Origin of the sequence: Actinomarinicola tropica (assembly GCF_009650215.1) — a bacterium.
In the GTDB taxonomy this organism is placed as follows: Bacteria; Actinomycetota; Acidimicrobiia; order Acidimicrobiales; family SKKL01; genus Actinomarinicola; species Actinomarinicola tropica.
This window is the reverse complement of the sequence record NZ_CP045851.1, coordinates 1555927-1573030: the sequence shown is the minus strand read 5'-3', so window position 1 is coordinate 1573030 and position 17104 is coordinate 1555927. Positions and strand designations below refer to the sequence as shown.

Below are 17104 nucleotides of genomic sequence, written 5' to 3'. Positions count from 1 at the left end.
AAGCGGCGGGAGAGGCGCCGGCGAGGGACGTCACCCGGCGGCGGCCCCGCTGGCGTCGCGCACCGCGGCGACCAGGTCGACGACGGCGCGGGCACGGGCGATCTGGGTGGCGGTGAACGGCCCGCACGTCTGCACCGCGACCACGACGCCCTCGCCCGCCGGCACCGCGACGACCCACGCCGGTTCCCGCAGCGGTCCGCGTCGCAGCAGCCACTCGCGACCCGTCGCCACCTGGCCGGTGCGCCTCGCCTCGGCCACCACGATGGGGTCGGCGACGTCGCCGGGCGGCGCCCACCACACCCGGTCGCAGTCGACGACGGCACGCAGCGCGGCCCGCACGGCGTCACCCTCGTCGATGGCCCGCACGAGCCCGGCCGCGAGGACGAGTGCGCGCGCCCGGGCGTCGACGAGATCGTGAGGGTCGACCCGCCGACCGCGGACGGAGCGGGCGCCGGCGTGCAGGAGCGCCCGCTCGACCATGGTCGGCTCGACCCAGAACGGCAGCTCCACCACGAGGTCGTCGACGACGAGGTCGAGCTCGCCCCGCACCTCACCGGAGGTGACGTCGAGCCGGTGGACGTCCACGTCGAGGACGTCGACGCCGAGGTCGCCGACCGCGGCGGCCACCTCCGCCATGCCGCCGGGGTGGTCGGAGATCGCGATCCGGAAGCGCCAGTAGGTGCTCGACATGGGTCCTCCACGAGTCAGGTCCCGCGTGAGCTCACCCTCGCACCCGGACGTTGCCGCCCGGTTCCGCCGTCCGGTCCGCGCCGTGAACGTCAGCTGACGGTCACGTGACCGCCTCGGCCCGGCGCTCCTCGCCCGACGCCAGCGCCCGCCACAGGGCCCGGTAGCTCGGGTACTCGAGGTCGGCGGTGACCCAGCCGGCGGCGACGAGCTCGCGGTGGAGCGCGGGGAGGTTGCGCCACGGCACCCCCATGTCGACGTGGTGTGCCAGGTGCCATCCGGTGTTGAACGGCACAATCGTGGCGTTGCCCAGCCACGACTGGCGGACGTGGTGCGTCGTGCGGCGTCGGTCCGTGCTGCGCTCCATGCCGCCGTGCTCGGCGACGGCGCGCAGGCGGTTGACGACCCGCCACGACGTCATCCACGGAAGGAGCCAGAGGCCGAGGTAGAGCTCGGGGCGTCCGAGCGCGGTGGCGGCGAGGAGGAGCACCAGCTGGACCCCGAGGATCCGGGCGGCCACGGGGCGAGCGGTCGCCGAGCCGAGCGCCTTCAGCAGCGGCTTCAGGTTCTTCCACCCCGAGATGCCGACGGCGTCGCGCACCAGCTTGCGGCGGAAGCTCGCCCGGCTGATCGGGTAGCCCACGTAGAGCCCCATGTCCGGCTCGTTCGGACCGAACTCCTCCTTGTGGTGGGCGAAGTGGCTCCGGCGGTAGGCCTCGAGCGGGACGAACGCCGGATAGGCGAGCAGCCAGCGGCCGACGACGTCGTTCACCCGCTTGTTCGTGAACAGCAGCTTGTGCGCGGCCTCGTGGGCGAGGATCGCGAAGCGGGCGAACGTGGCGCCCATCGCGACGACGGCCACCAGGTAGCCCACGGGGTGCGCGAGCCACACGGCTGCGCCGACGATCGCCGCCGCCTGGGCCCAACACAGCGCGACGCTGCCCACGTTGCGCAGGTCGTCGATGCGTCGCAGCTCGGCGCGCAGCTCGGGGACCGGCATCGCCGACGCGGTGAGCCGCTCGGTCGGCAGGACATCGGGCAGGCGGGACGGGGGTGGCACCATCGTTGCGGCCATGGCGCCAGCGTAGTACGCATCTGCTGCACATGTCGAGAGTTCGTAATGCCAGAGGGGAGGACGACGTGACGAGGACGGACGGGGCAGACGGCGCGCGCCGTGCGCTGACCGCACGCTCGGTCCTCCTCTCGGTCCTGCTCGGCACCGACCCGCCCCGGCTCCCCGTCTCCCTGCTCGTCGGCACCACCGAGCTGTTCGGGATCAGCGAGGGCACGACGCGCACCGCCCTGTCGCGCATGGTGGCGGCGGGCGAGCTGCGAGCCGACGACGGCCGGTACGAGATCGCGGCACCCCGCCTCCTCCAGCGCCAGGCGCGCCAGGCCCGCAGCCGCCGCGGCGCCACCGAGCCCTGGGAGGTCGGCGACGCCTGGCTCCAGGCAGTGGTCGTCGTCGAGGGACGGCGTCCGGCCGACGAGCGCGCCGCGCTGCGCGTCGCCCTGGTCGATGCTCGCCTCGCCGAGCTGCGCGAGGGCGTCTGGCTCCGTCCCGCCAACCTGGGCGACGTCCCGCCGGCCCTGGCGGCCGACCCGACGCTGGTGTGGATGCGCGCCCACCCCGACGGACCCGCCGCGCTCGCCGCCCGGCTCTGGGACCTCGGGAGCTGGTCGGCGACAGCCGACGACCTGCGGTCCCAGCTCGCCGACGTGACGCCGGTCCTCGAGGCCGGCGACCGCACGGCCCTCGCGGCGGGCTTCGTCCTCAGCGCCGCTGTCCTCCGCCACTTCCAGGCCGATCCGCTGCTCCCCCGCGACCTGCGCCCGGCGGGGTGGCCGGGCGACGGCCTGCGCGGCGACTACGACCGCTTCGATGCCGCGTACCGCGGCGTCCTGCGGGCCTGGTTCGACGAGCATCGCTGACCCGCGCCAGGGCGCGCGATCCTGGACGCCCCACCCGCCCGGCGGTACCGGACCACCCGCCTGACCAAAACCGGAGGCCACCCTGCCCGCCACCCCTGCCTCGACGCGCCCCGTCTCGACGTCGGCGCTGCCGTCCCCCGTGTCCCGTGTCGCCGTCGCCGCCGTGGGCGCCTACGTGGGCGCCCAGGTGATCGCCGACGTAGCCAGCCTGAAGATCGGCCAGGTCGCCGGGCGCGCCGTCGACATGGGCACCTGGATCTACCCGATCACGTTCACCGTGCGCGACGTCGTGCACAAGACGCTCGGTCGTCGGGCGGCGCGCACGCTCGTCGTGACCGCCGCTGCGGTCAACCTGTTCATGGCCCTCTACCTGCAGTGGGTGGCCGGTGCGCCGTCGGACCCGTCGTTCGCGCTGGGCGCCGAGTTCGAGGCGGTCCTCGCGCCGCTGTGGCGCATCACGATCGCCTCGATCGTCGCCGAGGTCGTGAGCGAGCTCGCCGACACCGAGGTGTACCACTGGTTCGTCCGGCGGGTGACCGCCCGGCACCAGTGGGCCAGGGTCCTCACCAGCAACGCGGTGAGCGTGCCCCTCGACAACGTCATCTTCGCCGTCGTGGCGTTCGGGGCCCTCCCGGGGCTCACGGACCACGCGCTCACCCTGCCGTGGGAGGCGGTGTGGGACGTCTTCCTCGTCAACCTGACCGTGAAGGCTGCGGTGAGCGTGGCGAGCGTGCCCCTCATCTACCTCGCCCCCGACCGGGACTGGTCCGCGGACCCGGACGACGCCTGACGTCCGGCCCTGCCGCCAGCCGCTACAAACGGTGCCATGTCGGACGTCGAGCTGGTGATCCTCGGGACGGCGAGCCAGACCCCGACCCCCGAGCGGAATCACAACGGCTACCTGCTGCGCTGGGGCCCCGAGTCCGTCCTGTTCGACCCGGGCGAGGGCACGCAGCGCCAGCTGGCCCGGGCCGGGCGGTCCGCCTCGTCGATCCACCGGATCTGCCTCACGCACTTCCACGGCGACCACACCTTCGGCCTGCCCGGCGTCCTCAACCGGCTCGAGCTCGACCAGGTCCGCCACGGGGTCGACCTCCACTACCCGGCGAGCGGCGAGCACGTCCTCGGCCACCTCCTCGGCGCGACGCTCGGGGAGTTCCTCGTCCCGATCCGGCGCCACCCGGCCGAGGGCTCGGGGGTCGCCGCCATCGCCGAGCGCTACGTCCTGCGCCACGAGCCGCTGCACCACCGGGTCGACGCGCTCGGCTGGCGCCTCGACGAGCCCGACCACCGTCGGATCCTGCCCGAGCGGGCCGCGGCGCTCGGGTTGAGCGGGCCCGACATCGGGCGCCTGCAGACCGCGGGTCGGATCGAGGTCGACGGCCGCACCGTGGCGCTCGAGGAGATCAGCGAGCCGCGGCGTGGCCGTTCGGTGGCGGTCGTCATGGACACGGCGTGGTGCGACGGGGCCCTGGCGCTCGCCGACGGCGTCGACCTGCTGCTCTGCGAATCGACGTTCCTCTCGGGCGAGGAGGACCTGGCCGTGGCCGCGGGGCACCTCACCGCCGCGCAGGCCGGTCGGGTGGCGGCCGAGGCCGGGGCACGGCGCCTCGTGCTCACGCACTTCTCGCAGCGCTACCCCGACCTCGAGCCCTTCGGCGTCGAGGCCCGTCGGTTCCACGACGACGTCGTCGTGGCCCGGGACCTCGACGTCGTCCAGCTGCCGACGCGGCCCTGAGGATCAGCCGCGGAAGGGACGCAGGCCGTGGGCCGGCACCCGACCGAAGGCGCCGCGGTGCACGTCCTCCATGGCCTGTCGCACCTCGGCCTCGGTGTTCATCACGAACGGGCCGTACTGGACGACGGGCTCGCCGATCGGCTGCCCGCCCAGCAGGTAGAGGTCGAGCGGCTCGGAGCCGGCGTGGAACGTCGCCGTGTCGCCACGCCCGAGGACGGCGAGCTGGCCGGTGCGGATCGGCGCCGTCTCGGCGCCGACGGTGCCCGAGCCGGACAGGGCGTACGCCAGTGCGTTGAACCGCGGGTTCCACGGCACGACCAGGCGGGCGCCCGGCTGCACCGTGGCGTGGGCCACGACGATCGGCGTGTGGGTGGCCCCCGGGCCGGCGTGCCCGTCGACCTCCCCGGCGATGAGCCGCACGAGCGCCCCGCCGTCGTCCGAGGACAGGAGCACGACCTGGTCGGCCTCGAGGTTCTGGTAGCGGGGGGAGCGCATCTTGTCGGCGGCGGGGAGGTTCACCCACAGCTGCACGCCGTGGAACATCCCGCCCTTCATCACGACCTCGGCGGGCGGCGTCTCGATGTGGAGGATGCCGGAGCCGGCGGTCATCCACTGGGTGGCGCCGTCGGTGATCAGGCCACCCCCGCCGTGGGAGTCCTCGTGCTGGAACGCGCCGTCGATCATGTAGGTGACGGTCTCGAAGCCGCGGTGCGGGTGCCAGTCGGTGCCCTTCGGCTCCATGGGGGCGTAGTCGACCTCGCCCATCTGGTCCATGTGGACGAACGGGTCGAGGAGGCGGCGGTCGACGCCGGCGAAGGCGCGGCGGACGGGGAAGCCCTCGCCCTCGAAGCCCGCCGGCGCGGTGGTGACCGACACCACCGGCCGGTCGACGGCGTCGGGTGCCGGGGTGCGGAGCCGGGGCAGGGTCAGGGTGTCGGCGGTGACAGCAGGCATGACGACCTCCAGGGGGTTCAGTTCAATCTTGAACTGCCCCGGTTCCAACCGCGTGGAGGTCGCTGGCATTCCCGGCGTGTCGGCCACGGGGGCGATGGGTAGCGGAGGGCCGTCGTCGACGAGGAGGACGGACGTGGAGGCACTCGGGCACCGCAGGTGGGTCATCGCCGAGGGGTGGATCCCCGATCGCAGCACCGGGCCCGAGGAGCTGGCCAGCCACGAGACGGCGTGCATGGTGAACACCGGCGACCGCGACGCCCACGTGGAGATCCACGTGCTGTTCACCGACCGCGAGCCTGCGGGCCCCTACGCGGTGACGGTGCCCGCCCGCCGCACGGTGCACGTGCGGTTCGACCAGCTCACCGACCCCGAGCCAGTGCCCCGCGCCACCGACTACGCGTCGGTGATCGAGTCGGACGAGCCGATCGTGGTGCAGCACACCCGCCTCGACTCCCGCCAGGCCGAGAACGCGCTCATGTCGACGACGGCCTTCCCGGCGGGCTGACGGGCGGCAGCGGCGATACGGTCCAGCGTCATGGACGAGTGGGACGACTGGGACGATCAGGCGGGGCCGCGCCGCGACCCCGACGGGGCGAGCGAGGCGGCCGAGGCCCAGGCCTCTGCCGACGCCGCCGATGCCGCCACCGAGGCGGGCGATCCGGCGGAGGACGCCGTGCGCCGCTACCTCTCGTGGATCACCGACCCGGGCAGCGTGCGGGACGAGGCGCTCATCGCCGAGCTCGAGCGGAAGATCGCCGACGCGTCGGACCCGATCGAGAAGATCCACCTGGCGAGCGACCTGCACCGGGCCCGCCAGGTCGACGGCTCGTCGCTGCGCCGGGAGTTCCTGGCCGTGGCACGCCGGTGGGCCGATGCCCAGGGGATCGTGCCCGAGGCGTTCCTCGAGCTCGGGGTCCCCGCGGAGGACCTGCGCCACGCCGGCTTCGACGTCGGCGCGCCGATGGGCCGGCGTGCGGAGGTCGGCACCGTGGACCGTCCCGGCCGGGCGACGGGGCGTCGTGCGCCCCGTGCCTCGGTGGAGGACATCCGGGCCGGCGCGCGCAGCTTCGACGGCCCCTTCACGATCGCCGACCTGCGCGACCGCGTCGGCGGCAGCCCGGCCACGGTGCGCAAGGCGCTCGAGGCGATGGTCGAGGCGGGCGAGGTCCGGAACCTGGGCGCCGCCGACGACTGGCCGGGTCCAGGTCGTCCGCCCCACCGCTACCGCACCGTCAGCTGAGCGAGACGACCCTGGCGTCGCCCACGTGGGCGTACCGGCCGGGGGTGCAGGTGAGGATGATGACCTGGCAGCCGGAGCTGGCGGCGGCGATGGCCGTGCCCATGGTCCGGAGCCGCTCCGGGTCGGTGTAGCCGAGCACGTCGTCGAAGATCACCGGGGCGCCGCCGTCGGCACTGACGATCGACGCGCAGGCGAGGCGTGAGAGGAGCCCCAGCTGCTCGCGCGCCCCGACGCTCAGCTGGTCGAAGTCGAGGGCGGTCCCGCCGAGCACTCGGCGGGCGATGCGGAGCTCGTCGTCGAGCTCGATCTGGACGTCGGCCCCGAACACGATCCGCCCGAGGCGCTCGATCTGCAACCGGAAGGGCTCCACGTACCGCTGTCGGGCCTCGGTGCGCCGGGCGTCGAACGTGTCGGCGAGCAGGCGGGCGGCCTCGGCGCGCGCCTCGTGCCGCTCGTGCTCGCGACGCAGGTGCTCGAACGCCGTGCGGGCGGCGTCGAGCTCCGAGGCGAGGCCCTGGTCGCCGTGGACCTCGAGCGCCGCGACGAGCCGTGTCCGCTCGTCCTCGGCCGCCGAGATCGTGGCCTCGACCCGGTCGAGCGCCGAGCGCGCGTTGTCGAGCCGCAGGCGCAGGCCATCGGGCTCCAGGGCGGCGAGCGCCGCGGCCAGGCGGCGCTCCTCCGCCGCGGCGTCGTCGGTGGCGGCCGTCGCCTGGGCGAGCGCGGCCCGCAGCTCGTCGTCGGGGGCTGCGGCGCGCGCCGCCTCGAGCCGCTCGCCGAGCCGCGCCGCGGCGTCGCGAGCCTGGTCGATGCGGGCATCGAGCACGCGGTCCTCGAGACGGGCCTCCTCGAGCGCGGCGCGATGGGCCCGCTCCTCGGCGAGGTGCTCGTCGCGGGAGGCCTCGAGCCGGCGCACGGCCCGCTCGGCGTCGTCGAGCGCCGCCCTGGCGGCCGAGGAGGTGCCCGGTGCGCCGATGCGGTCGAGGTCGGACGCCGCGGACGCTGCCGCCTCGAGCTCGTCGATCCGGCGGGCCACGAGGGCCGGTGTGAGGTCGCCGAGGTCCCGGTCGAGCTCGCGACGCGCGGCGTCGAGCGCCAGCTGCGCCTGCCGTCGCTGGTCGAGCTGGGCGCGGGCCTCGGCGTGGGACGCGACGCCGGCCAGGCGGCACAGGTCGACCAGCTCGTCGCGGGCGTGGTCCACGCCACGCGCGAGGTCGCGGGCGCCGTCGCCGGGCTCGACGACGAACGACACCCGGTCGTCGACGTCGATGGTCCGGCGGTCGCTGACGATCCACGACCGCTCGTCGCCGACGAAGACCGCCTCGCTCGTCCCGTCCACCCGCAGGTCGACCGGGGCGTGCACGACGGCGGTGATGCGGGCACCGGCGACCTGGAGGCGGGCCTCGGCCGCCGCCAGCCGCAGGTGCGCCTGCTCGATGGCCTCCACGGCGTCCTCGGTGACCGGGTGCGCGGCGAGCACGGACCGCGCCTCGGCCATCGCGGACTCCGCCGCGACGATGCGCTCGTGCCGGCCCCGCCACTCGACGAGCTCGTCGAGCGCCCGGAGCGCGGCGACGTCGGCACGTGCCGACTCGAGCCCGCCGCGTGCTCGCGACAGCTCGGCCTCGAGCGCAGCGGCATCGGCGGCGGCGCGATCGGCCCGCGCCGCCGCGGCCTCCAGCCCGGGGGCGGTGCGCTCACGCTCGGCGATCAGCTTCTCGAGCTCGGTGGCGGCGGCGGCGAGGTCGTCGACGAGCTCGTCGCGCCGGGCGAGGGCGTCGGCGGCCAGGGTGCGACGAGCCGACGCCGCGCGGTGGACCTGCTCGGCCCGCTCGACGTCCCGCTGGGCGGCCTCGGCGCCGCGCCACGCCTCGTCGGCGACCTCGTGCTCGGCACGGCACGCGGTGCGCTGCTGCTCGAGGTCGACGAGCTGGCGGCCCAGGGTGCCGACGCGCTCGGTCTGGGCGTCGACCTCCGCCAGCCGCTGCTCGAGCAGGGCGACGCGGTCCCCGGCCGCGGCGACGGCCGCGGCGCGCTCGACGCGGTCGACTCGGGGCTTGCCGCCGGCGGTCCAGTAGAGCTCGCGCTCGGCGTGGATGCGGACGAGGAGGTCGTCCTCGCGGGCGCCGGCCGAGGAGCCGCCCGACGCCAGGTCCAGCGCGCGGGCGAGGCTCGGGGTGTCGAACGACGCCTGCGCCAGCTCGCGCCCCTGCTGGAGGCGGAGCGCCGTCCAGAGGTCGGCGTCGAGGGTCTCGGCGAGGATCTCCTCCACCCGCTCGTGCGCCTCCCGCCCGACGAGCTGCTCGAGGCGCGGCGCGGTGATGCGCAGCGTGGTCTCCCGCTGCTGGAGCCACCGCTTGGCGAGGACCAGGTGGTACGGGCCGGTCGACAGCTCGATCTCCACGCGGGGCCCGACGTCGCGGCCGACGGGACGCACCGCCTTCACCCGCTGGGCCGCCGACGAGTCGGGCACGCCGAGCACGAGGTCGATGGCCTCCGCGACGCTCGTCTTGCCGGCCTCGTTCGGCCCCTCGACGATGGTGACGCCGTCGAGGGCGAAGTGGATCTCGCGATCGGCGACGCCGCGGAAGTCCTGGAGGCGGATGCGATGGATCCTCATGCCGGCCTGGCCAGTCGGTAGAGGAGCCCCAGCGCGTCGCGCGCCGCCGTCGGGTCGGCGTCGGTGGCCGCGACCTGCTGGAGGTCGGCCAGGGCCTGGGCCGCGTAGCCGGCGAGGCCGAGGTCGTCGAGGTCGGCGGCGTCGGGGAGGACCGCCAGGTCGGTGCGGCGCTCCCAGGTCTCCAGCGCAGCGAACAGGTCGCGGTGGTGGTCGAGCACCTCGTCGAGGCGGGACGCCGCAGCGAGCGACAGCGTGCCGACGAACGAGAGCTTGACGATCGTGCGTTCCTTGCCCGGGAGCGCCCCCAGCCACCGGGCCAGCACGTCGACGTCGTCGGGGCCGTCGAGCGAGGCGGCGTGGCGCAGGAAGCGCCACGTGCCCACCTGGACCGGCTCGACCGCCACGTGCCCCGCGTCGAGCTCCACGACCAGGACGTTGCCGGGGTCGACCTCGTCGTAGGCCGTGGGCTCCGGAGCCCCGGCGTACCAGACGCGGCCGGAACGCCCGACCGACGTGGTGCTGTGGCGGTCGCCGAGGGCGACGTAGTGGATCACCCCGGCGTCGAGCGCGGCCTCGAGGTCGGCGAGGCGGACGAGGGCGGGGTCGGCGGCGTCGGGTGAGAGGACGTCGACCGCCCCGTGGCCGACGAGGACCCGCACGGCGCCGTCGGGCGCCAGCCCCTGGCACGCCGCCCGGCAGAGGTCCCCGAGCGGGCGCTTGGTGGTCCAGGGTGCGGCGACCACCTCCACACCCGGGCGCACCTGGACGACGCCGCCGTCGAGGACGTGGACGTTGGCCGGCCGGTGGGCGCGGAAGGTGGCCGAGCGCATGACCGACGAGGCGTCGAGCGGGTCGTGGTTGCCGGGGAGGAGGAAGAACGGGACCTCCGCCGCCGCCATCGCCTCCAGCGCCCGCACGACGACGCGGCGGGCCACGTGGTTGGTCTCGAACACGTCGCCGCTGACCACGACGAACTCGGCGCCCTGGGCCCGGGCCACCTCCCCCATCCGCGCGATGGCGTCGATGCGGGCCTGGTCGAACTGGGCCTGTGCCTCCTCGTCGAGGAAGTGGCGGGTCATGCCGAGCTGCCAGTCGGCGCTGTGGACGAACCGCACGCAGGCCGCGCCCTTGCCCTGCGGCGCAGGGTCTGCAGGGCCGGGGGTGAGGGCGGGCTCGTCCATGCCCAAACCCTACGAAGGGGGTGTGACAGTCTCGTGGACCCTCAGAGCGCCTCGAGCACCGCGTCGACCGGTGCCGACCGGGAGCAGGAGGCGATCGCCTCGGCCAGCCGCCCGGCCGCCGCCCGCACTGCCGGCGTCGCCAGCACGTCGCCGATCACCTCCGCCACCTCTCCGACCGAGGCGGCCGGCTCGACCACGCGACCGGCGCCGACGTGGGCCACGGCCCGGGCGTTCTCCGGCTGCTCGCGCCCGAGCGGCACGTTGACCATCGGGCGACCGTGGGCCAGCGTCGCGCCCACGGTGCCGAGCCCGCCGTGGCTGACGACGACGTCGACGTGGGGCAGCACGGCGGCGTGGCGGACGTGCCGGGACACCGACACACCCGGGGGGAGGTCGAGCCCGGCGGGGTCGAGGTGCTCGCCGAGGAGCACGAGGACCTCGGCACCGGCGGCGTGCGCACCCGCGGCCACCCGCTCGACCACCGGCCCCTCGTCCATCGGCGTGGTGCCCATCGTGACGAGCACGGCGGGACGGTCCCGGGCACCGGTGCCCCACGGGGGCCTCCAGCCGGCGTCGGGGCCCGGCCCCTCGAGGATCGGCCCGACGTAGCGGACCCCGTCGACGACCGGCCGCACGCTGCTGTCCAGCTCCGGCAGCGTGGCCACCACGACGGCGTCCACCTCGTCGAGGACGTCGCCGAGCCGCTGCACCCCCGGCAGGCCGAGCTCGAAGCGGACGAGGTCGAGGCCGTCGCGGGTCATCGCCATCGACATCGGTGCCGGCGCCCCGTCCACGAGCAGGGTGGCGTGCAACGTGTGGACGAGCGCGACCACCGGGCGCTCGATGGCCACGGCGGCGCAGAGCACCGGCGGCAGCATGTAGTCGACGACGACCACGTCGGCGTCGGACGCCTCGATCGCCGACCGTGCGCCGAGGGCCATCTCGAGCGGGTCCCACTCGCGCGCCGCCTGCCGCGCCACGAACCCGAGCCCGGCCGCCGCGACGCGCCCGGCGAGGCCTGGAGGGCCGAGCACGTCGACGTGGTGGCCCATCTCGACGGCACGCCGACCCAGCTCGAGCGCCGGTGGGACGTTGCCGCCACCGTCCCAGGTCACGACGAGGATCCGCACGCCTCCATCATCGTCCCTCGGGCAGGGCGCGGGTCGGGACGGCCTCGACGACCCCCGCCGAGACCGGACGGTCCGGGATGCCACGCACCATCGCCGCCCCCACACCGGCGAGCCCGACGAGGCCGACGAACGAGTGCTCGAGCCCGACCGCCGGGGTGGCGGCCCGCGACGCCATCGCCGCCATGGCCGCCGTCCCGACGACGCCGCCGAGGGCGCGGAACATGCCACGGAGGCCGGTGATGGCCGCGACCTGGTCGGGCACGAGGTCCAGCCCGGACTGGTTGACCGACGGGCCGGCGACGCCGAGGCCCGCCCCGAGCACGGCGATCACCCCGGCCAGCGCCACGAGCTGGCCCGTCCCCGGCGCGCCGAAGGACGTGCCGGACGCCAGCGTGCCGGCGGAGAGCGCGAGAGCGCCGAGACCGAGCACGATCGGGCGCCGGAACCCCGAGGCGTCGAGCACCATGCTCGCGGCGACCGACATCGCGATCATCGCCAGGGCTCGTGGCGTGAGGAGCACGCCCGCCTCCGAGGGCGACAGCGCGTACTTCTCCTGCACGTACAGCGGGATGAACGAGACCATGCCGAACACGCACACGCCGTAGAGGAAGTTGAGGCCGTTCAGGTACGCGAACTCGCGCCGACGGAGGAGCCGCACGTCGACGAGCGGGACGGCCACGCGCAGCTCGTGGCGCACGAACCCGACGCCGACGGCCACGCCCACCGCCAGCCCCGCCGCGGCGATCATCGGCACCCCGGCACCCGACGCGTCCCCGAGCTGGGTGAGGCCCACCATGACCAGCGTGACCGCCAGCGAGAGGAGCCCGGCGCCGACGAGGTCCACCTCCTGGCGGCCGGGGCGCCGGGACGCGCCGGGGATCCGACGCCACCCCCACGTCACCGCGACGAGCGCGAGGGGCACGTTGACGAGGAAGGTCCCCCGCCACCCCCAGACCTCGACGATCCAGCCGCCGAGGTTCGGGCCGACGATCGCCCCCACGGGCATCACCGACGAGATCAGCCCGAGCACCTTCGTCCGGCTCGGCCCCGCGAACGCGTCGCCGACGACGCCGTAGGCCGAGGGCAGGATGCTCCCCGCCGCGGCCCCCTGGACGACGCGGGCGGCGACGAGCACGGCCAGGTTCGGCGCCAGGGCGCTCGCCAGCGACGCCAGCCCAAAGGTGCCGAGACCGCCGATGAACACGGCCCGCCGACCGAGGGAGTCGCTCAGTCGCCCGAGCAGCGGGAGCGCGACCGCCTGGGCCATCGTGAAGCCCGACAGCGCCCATGACGCCCATCGGACCGACGCGTCGAGGTCGCTGACCGTGTCCGGCAGGGCGACGCTGAGCATCGCGAACTGCATCGATGCCATCAGGAGCGACAGCGCGACGAGCACGAACAGCTCGCGGGGCCCGCCGCTGCGCCGCTCGCGCGGGGAGGGCTCGAGCGCGCCCCGCCGGTCGAGGATGCTCACGACGGCACCTCCCGGGCGGCGATCGGCGGACGCCGGGTCTCGCCGATCACGACCGCCAGCAGGCCCACGGCCGCGGCCACGGCCGCCGCATAGGCGAACCCGCCGTAGATGCCGACGACGCTGATGATCGAGCCGGTCACCACCGCGCCGACGAGCTGGCTCACGTCCGACGCGATGCGCCAGCCCATCGCGGCGTTCTCGTCGTCGCGCGCCACGTCGACGACCATCGCCGCGGGGACGACGCGCAGCGCCGACATCACGACGCCGAGCGCCGCGCTGAGGGCGAGATATGCACCGACCGAGGGCCCGAGCACGATCCCGAGGAGGACGAGGACCGACGCCGCGGCAGCGCCGACGACGACGGGACGGCGGCCCCGGCTGTCCGCCAGCCGCCCGCTCGCCTGGATCCCGACGAGCTCGGACACGGACATGAACATCGTCGCGAGCGCGACGCCGGAGACACCCGCTCCGATGTCCTCGCCGAGCAGCGGCAGGAGCGTCATCCCGGCCAGGGAGCGCAGGCCGAACCCGAGGCCGGCAGCGAGGAGGGCGAGCCGGGTGCGACGGCCCTCGAAGACCTCCCGGGCGGGCAGGCCGAGCTCGGGCCGCTCCCCCGACGGGATCGAGGGCAGCGCCCACCACGCGACGAGCGCGGTGAGGACGTTCACGACCCCGCACACCGCGAAGCCCCACCTCATCCCGGTGGTGCCGCCGGCGATCCCCGCGACGGCGCCGACGAGCAGCGGGCCGACGGCCATGCCGATGAACGAGCTCGAGTTGAACCGGGCGAGCTCGCGGCCCTCCCGCCCCCGCTCGGCGATCCGGAGCGCCATGTGGAACCCCGCCCCCATGGGGAACGCCACGGCGAAGCCCTGGAGGATCCGCGCCCCGGTCATGACGGCGAGGTTGGGCGCCACGGCCGACAGGAACGACCCCACGCCGAAGACGAGGTACCCGCCGATCAGCGCCGACCGGGCGTCGACGCGCGGCACGACGCGGCTGGCGACGAGGTCGAGGCACAGGAACGACAGCGCCATCGTGGAGACGATCAGCGCCGCCAGGCCCTCCGACGCGCCGAGCGCCCGGGCGTAGAGGGCGGTGATCGGCGCCGTCATCGCCATGCCGATGCTCCCGGCGGCGATCGTGGCGTAGAACCACCCCGCCGAGAAGACCCGTCGACCCGGGGGCCGCGGCGCCTCCTCGGCGGACGGTGCGCCGTGGGCGACCGCCGGGGACGTGGTGGGTGTCGCAGGCGCCGAGCTCGGCCGGCTCACCTCCCCACCGCGACGGACCCCGCGACGGGGCGAGCGGCCGACGGGGGGACGCGGAGGTGCCAGTCCGTCGCCCGCTGGTAGGCGTCGCCGACCCGGCACAGCAGGTCCTCGGAGAACGCCGGACCGACGAGCTGGATCGACAGCGGCAAGCCCTCGCTCGAGAACCCCGACGGCAGCGTCAGCCCGGGGAGCCCGGTCAGGTTCCACTGGCCGGTGAACGAGGGGCTGGAGACCATGCGCTCCGGGCTCATGTCGTCGGCCCGCAGCGCCGGCGTGGGCCAGCCGGGCACGAGGAGGACGTCGACGTCGGCGAGCACCGCCGCCACCTGGCGGCGGAACCAGGTGCGGAAGCGGTTGGCCTGCACGTGGTCGGCCGCGCCGAGGAGGGCGCCGCGCCCGAGGGCCATCCGGGTGTGCCGGCCGTAGTCCTCCCAGCGCGTGACGAGGTTCTGGCGGTGGTAGGCGAACGCCTCGCCCACGAGCACGAGGGCGTTGGCCTCCTTCGCCTCCCGCGCGCCGGGAACCTCGGTCTCGACGATCGTCGCGCCCGCAGCGCGCAGCGCGTCCACGGCGTCGAGCGCCCCAGCCCGGACCTCGTCGTCCAGGCCGTCGGCGTCGAAGAAGTAGGGCATCGGGACACCGATCCGGAGCCCCTCGACCGACCCGTCGAGGGCGGCGAGGTAGTCGGGGACCTCGACGTCGGCGGCGAAGCGATCCGACGGATCGTGTCCCGCCATCACCTGGAGCATCGCCGCGCAGTCCCACGCGCTGCGGGCCATCGGCCCGACGCTGTCGAGCGTGAAGCCGAGGGGCACGACGCCGCTCTTCGGGACCCGGCCGAACGTCACCTTCAGCCCGGTGTGGCCGTTCATCGAGGCGGGGAAGCGCACCGAGCCGCCGGTGTCGGTCCCGAGGCCGCCGAGGGCGAGCCCGGCCGCCACGGCGACCCCCGTGCCGGAGCTCGACCCGCCCGGGGTCCGCTCGAGGTCCCACGGGTTGCGGGGGACGAGGAAGCCCTTGTCCGGATCGGGGAGCCCGAACGCGAACTCCATGGTGGTCGTCTTGCCGACGAGCACCGCACCTGCGCCGCGCAGGCGGGCGGTGACGGGGGCGTCCACACCCGCGCCCCAGTCGTCGGCCAGCACCCGGCTGTTGGCGGTGGTCGGCGCGTCCGCCGTGGCGATGATGTCCTTGATGCCCAGAGGGATGCCCTGGAGGGGGCCACGGTCGATCCCCGCCGCCAGGTCGGCGTCGGCCTGCGCCGCAGCGGCGCGGGCCGAGTCGTGGCACACCGTCACGTAGGCGCCGAGCTCGTCGTTGCGCTCGTCCACGCGGGCGAGGACCGCCTCGGTCAGGGTCACCGCGGTGAGCGAGCCGTCCCGGAGGGCCGTCGCCGCGTCCTGGATGGTCAGGGGCACCTCGCTCATGCCGCCACCACCGCGGGAGCCGGCAGCGCGGGGACGGCCAGGTGGTGGCGGGTCACCTGCTGGTAGGCGTGGGCCACGCCGAGGACCGTCGCCTCGGCGAACGGCTTGCCGACCACCTGCATCGAGAGCGGCAACCCGGTCGCGGAGAAGCCGACGGGGACGGCCGCGGCGGGCTGACCGGTGAGGTTCCACTGCCCGGTGAACGACGGCCCGGCGAGCCGGCGGTCCATGTCCATCTCGTCGATGCGCTCCGGCGGCGTCGGGGCGCTCGGGGTGATCAGCACGTCGACGTCGGACATCACCTCGGCGACGGTGCGGCGGAACCAGGTGCGGAACCGCAGCGCCTGGACGTGGTCTCCCGCCGAGTAGAACGCGCCGCGGGCGAGGAGCGGACGGGTCTTCGCGCCGTAGGTCGTCCAGCGCTCGGCGAGGTTCGTCCGGTGGTAGGCGAAGGCCTCCGCCACCATGATCTGGGTGTTGGCCTCCTTCGCCTCCTTGGCGTACGGGAGGTCCACGTCGACGACCTCGGCACCGCCGTCGCGCAGCACGTCGATCGCCGCGAGCACGCTGTCGCGGACCTCGTCGTCGAGGCCCTCGGCGTCGAAGAAGTAGTCGCGGGGCACGCCGATGCGCATCCCCTCGGCCGAGCCGGTCAGCAGCTCGGTGTAGGCCGGCACCGGGACGTCGGCGGCGAAGCGGTCGCTCGGGTGGTGCCCGGCGATCACCTCGAGGAGCGCGGCGCAGTCCCACGCGCTGCGGGCCATCGGTCCGACGCTGTCGAGCGTGTACCCGAGGGGCACGACGCCGCTCTTCGGGACCCGACCGAACGTCACCTTGAGCCCGGTGTGGCCGTTCACGCAGGCGGGGCCACGCACCGAGCCGCCGGTGTCGGTGCCGAGGCCCCCGAGGGCGAGACCCGCGGCGACGGCGATGCCGGTGCCCGAGCTCGACCCCGCCGGCGTGTGCTCCAGGTTCCACGGGTTGCGCGGGATCGGGAACCCCTTCTCGGGGTCCGGCGCGCCGAGGGCGAACTCGCTGGTGGTGGCCTTGCCGATGAACACCGCGCCCGCCTCACGCAGCCGAGCGGCCACCGGAGCGTCGGCGTCACCGCCCCACTCCGGATCGAGGATCCGGCTGTTCGCCGTCGTGGGTGCGCCGGCGACCGCGATGATGTCCTTGATCGCGAGGGGGACGCCGTGCAGGACCCCCTTGTCGACCCCGGCGGCCAGCTCGGCGTCGGCGACCGACGCGGCGTCGAGCGCCTGATCGCGCAGGTCGGTGACGAACGCGCCGAGCGTGTCCTGGGTCTGCTCGATCCGCTCGAGCAGCGTCTCGGTCAACCCGACCGAGCTCAGCGAGCCGTCGCGCAGCGCGGCGGCGGCGTCCTGGATGGTGAGCGGCACCTCGACCGTCATGTGTCTCCTCGTCTCTCGTGTCTCGTGTGTGCGTG

Annotated in this window: 15 protein-coding genes; 5 read left to right on the top strand and 10 right to left on the bottom strand. The window is 75.1% G+C overall.

Annotated elements, in window-relative coordinates:
- Nucleotides 1-30: 30 nt before the first annotated feature.
- Nucleotides 31-690, bottom strand: coding sequence for an ACT domain-containing protein (locus GH723_RS07755; protein ID WP_153759115.1), 660 nt, complete (start codon nt 688-690; stop codon nt 31-33).
- Nucleotides 691-790: 100 nt separating this feature from the next.
- Nucleotides 791-1762 (bottom strand): fatty acid desaturase family protein, encoded by a 972-nt coding sequence (locus GH723_RS07750; RefSeq protein WP_153759114.1) that lies wholly within the window; start codon nt 1760-1762, stop codon nt 791-793.
- Nucleotides 1763-1827: 65 nt separating this feature from the next.
- Between GH723_RS07750 and GH723_RS07745 the strand changes: the two genes are divergently transcribed.
- The 3 genes from GH723_RS07745 to GH723_RS07735 all read left to right on the top strand — a co-directional run bounded on the left by GH723_RS07745 (nt 1828) and on the right by GH723_RS07735 (nt 4357).
- On the top strand, nt 1828-2619 hold the full coding sequence (locus GH723_RS07745; RefSeq protein WP_229023169.1) for a PaaX family transcriptional regulator C-terminal domain-containing protein: 792 nt from the start codon (nt 1828-1830) through the stop codon (nt 2617-2619).
- A gap of 139 nt (nt 2620-2758) precedes the next feature.
- Nucleotides 2759-3409: a queuosine precursor transporter gene (locus GH723_RS07740; RefSeq protein WP_229023168.1), complete on the top strand. Its 651-nt coding sequence runs from the start codon at nt 2759-2761 to the stop codon at nt 3407-3409.
- Between the two features lie 36 nt (nt 3410-3445).
- On the top strand, nt 3446-4357 hold the full coding sequence (locus GH723_RS07735; protein WP_153759111.1) for a ribonuclease Z: 912 nt from the start codon (nt 3446-3448) through the stop codon (nt 4355-4357).
- A 3-nt stretch (nt 4358-4360) separates the two neighbouring features.
- Here GH723_RS07735 and GH723_RS07730 read toward each other — a convergent pair whose 3' ends face one another.
- Nucleotides 4361-5311 (bottom strand): pirin family protein, encoded by a 951-nt coding sequence (locus GH723_RS07730; protein ID WP_153759110.1) that lies wholly within the window; start codon nt 5309-5311, stop codon nt 4361-4363.
- Nucleotides 5312-5444: 133 nt separating this feature from the next.
- Between GH723_RS07730 and GH723_RS07725 the strand changes: the two genes are divergently transcribed.
- Nucleotides 5445-5816, top strand: a complete 372-nt coding sequence (locus tag GH723_RS07725) for a sensory rhodopsin transducer (protein ID WP_229023167.1) — start codon at nt 5445-5447, stop codon at nt 5814-5816.
- Between the two features lie 30 nt (nt 5817-5846).
- A complete protein-coding gene (locus tag GH723_RS07720; protein WP_153759109.1) occupies nt 5847-6551 on the top strand; it encodes a helix-turn-helix domain-containing protein in 705 nt (234 codons plus the stop codon).
- On the opposite strand, the gene GH723_RS07715 is transcribed toward GH723_RS07720, so the two are convergent.
- The 7 genes from GH723_RS07715 to GH723_RS07685 all read right to left on the bottom strand — a co-directional run bounded on the left by GH723_RS07715 (nt 6544) and on the right by GH723_RS07685 (nt 17069).
- Nucleotides 6544-9168 carry an AAA family ATPase gene (locus GH723_RS07715; RefSeq protein WP_153759108.1) on the bottom strand — a complete coding sequence of 875 codons (2625 nt, stop codon included), beginning with the start codon at nt 9166-9168 and terminating at the stop codon, nt 6544-6546. The two genes, GH723_RS07720 and GH723_RS07715, sit on opposite strands and share 8 nt — an antisense overlap.
- Nucleotides 9165-10283, bottom strand: coding sequence for a metallophosphoesterase family protein (locus GH723_RS07710; RefSeq protein WP_153761126.1), 1119 nt, complete (start codon nt 10281-10283; stop codon nt 9165-9167). The genes GH723_RS07715 and GH723_RS07710 overlap by 4 nt, the downstream gene beginning before the upstream one ends.
- A 107-nt stretch (nt 10284-10390) precedes the next feature.
- Complete coding sequence (locus GH723_RS07705) at nt 10391-11479, bottom strand: glycosyltransferase (RefSeq protein ID WP_153759107.1); 1089 nt, start codon at nt 11477-11479, stop codon at nt 10391-10393.
- A 7-nt stretch (nt 11480-11486) separates the two neighbouring features.
- Nucleotides 11487-12953, bottom strand: coding sequence for an MFS transporter (locus GH723_RS07700; protein ID WP_153759106.1), 1467 nt, complete (start codon nt 12951-12953; stop codon nt 11487-11489).
- Nucleotides 12950-14227, bottom strand: coding sequence for an MFS transporter (locus GH723_RS07695; protein ID WP_153759105.1), 1278 nt, complete (start codon nt 14225-14227; stop codon nt 12950-12952). The genes GH723_RS07700 and GH723_RS07695 overlap by 4 nt, the downstream gene beginning before the upstream one ends.
- Entirely contained in the window at nt 14224-15654 is a 1431-nt protein-coding gene (locus tag GH723_RS07690) for an amidase (protein ID WP_229023165.1), read from the bottom strand. The genes GH723_RS07695 and GH723_RS07690 overlap by 4 nt, the downstream gene beginning before the upstream one ends.
- A complete protein-coding gene (locus GH723_RS07685; protein ID WP_229023164.1) occupies nt 15651-17069 on the bottom strand; it encodes an amidase in 1419 nt (472 codons plus the stop codon). The genes GH723_RS07690 and GH723_RS07685 overlap by 4 nt, the downstream gene beginning before the upstream one ends.
- Between the last annotated feature and the right edge of the window lie 35 nt (nt 17070-17104).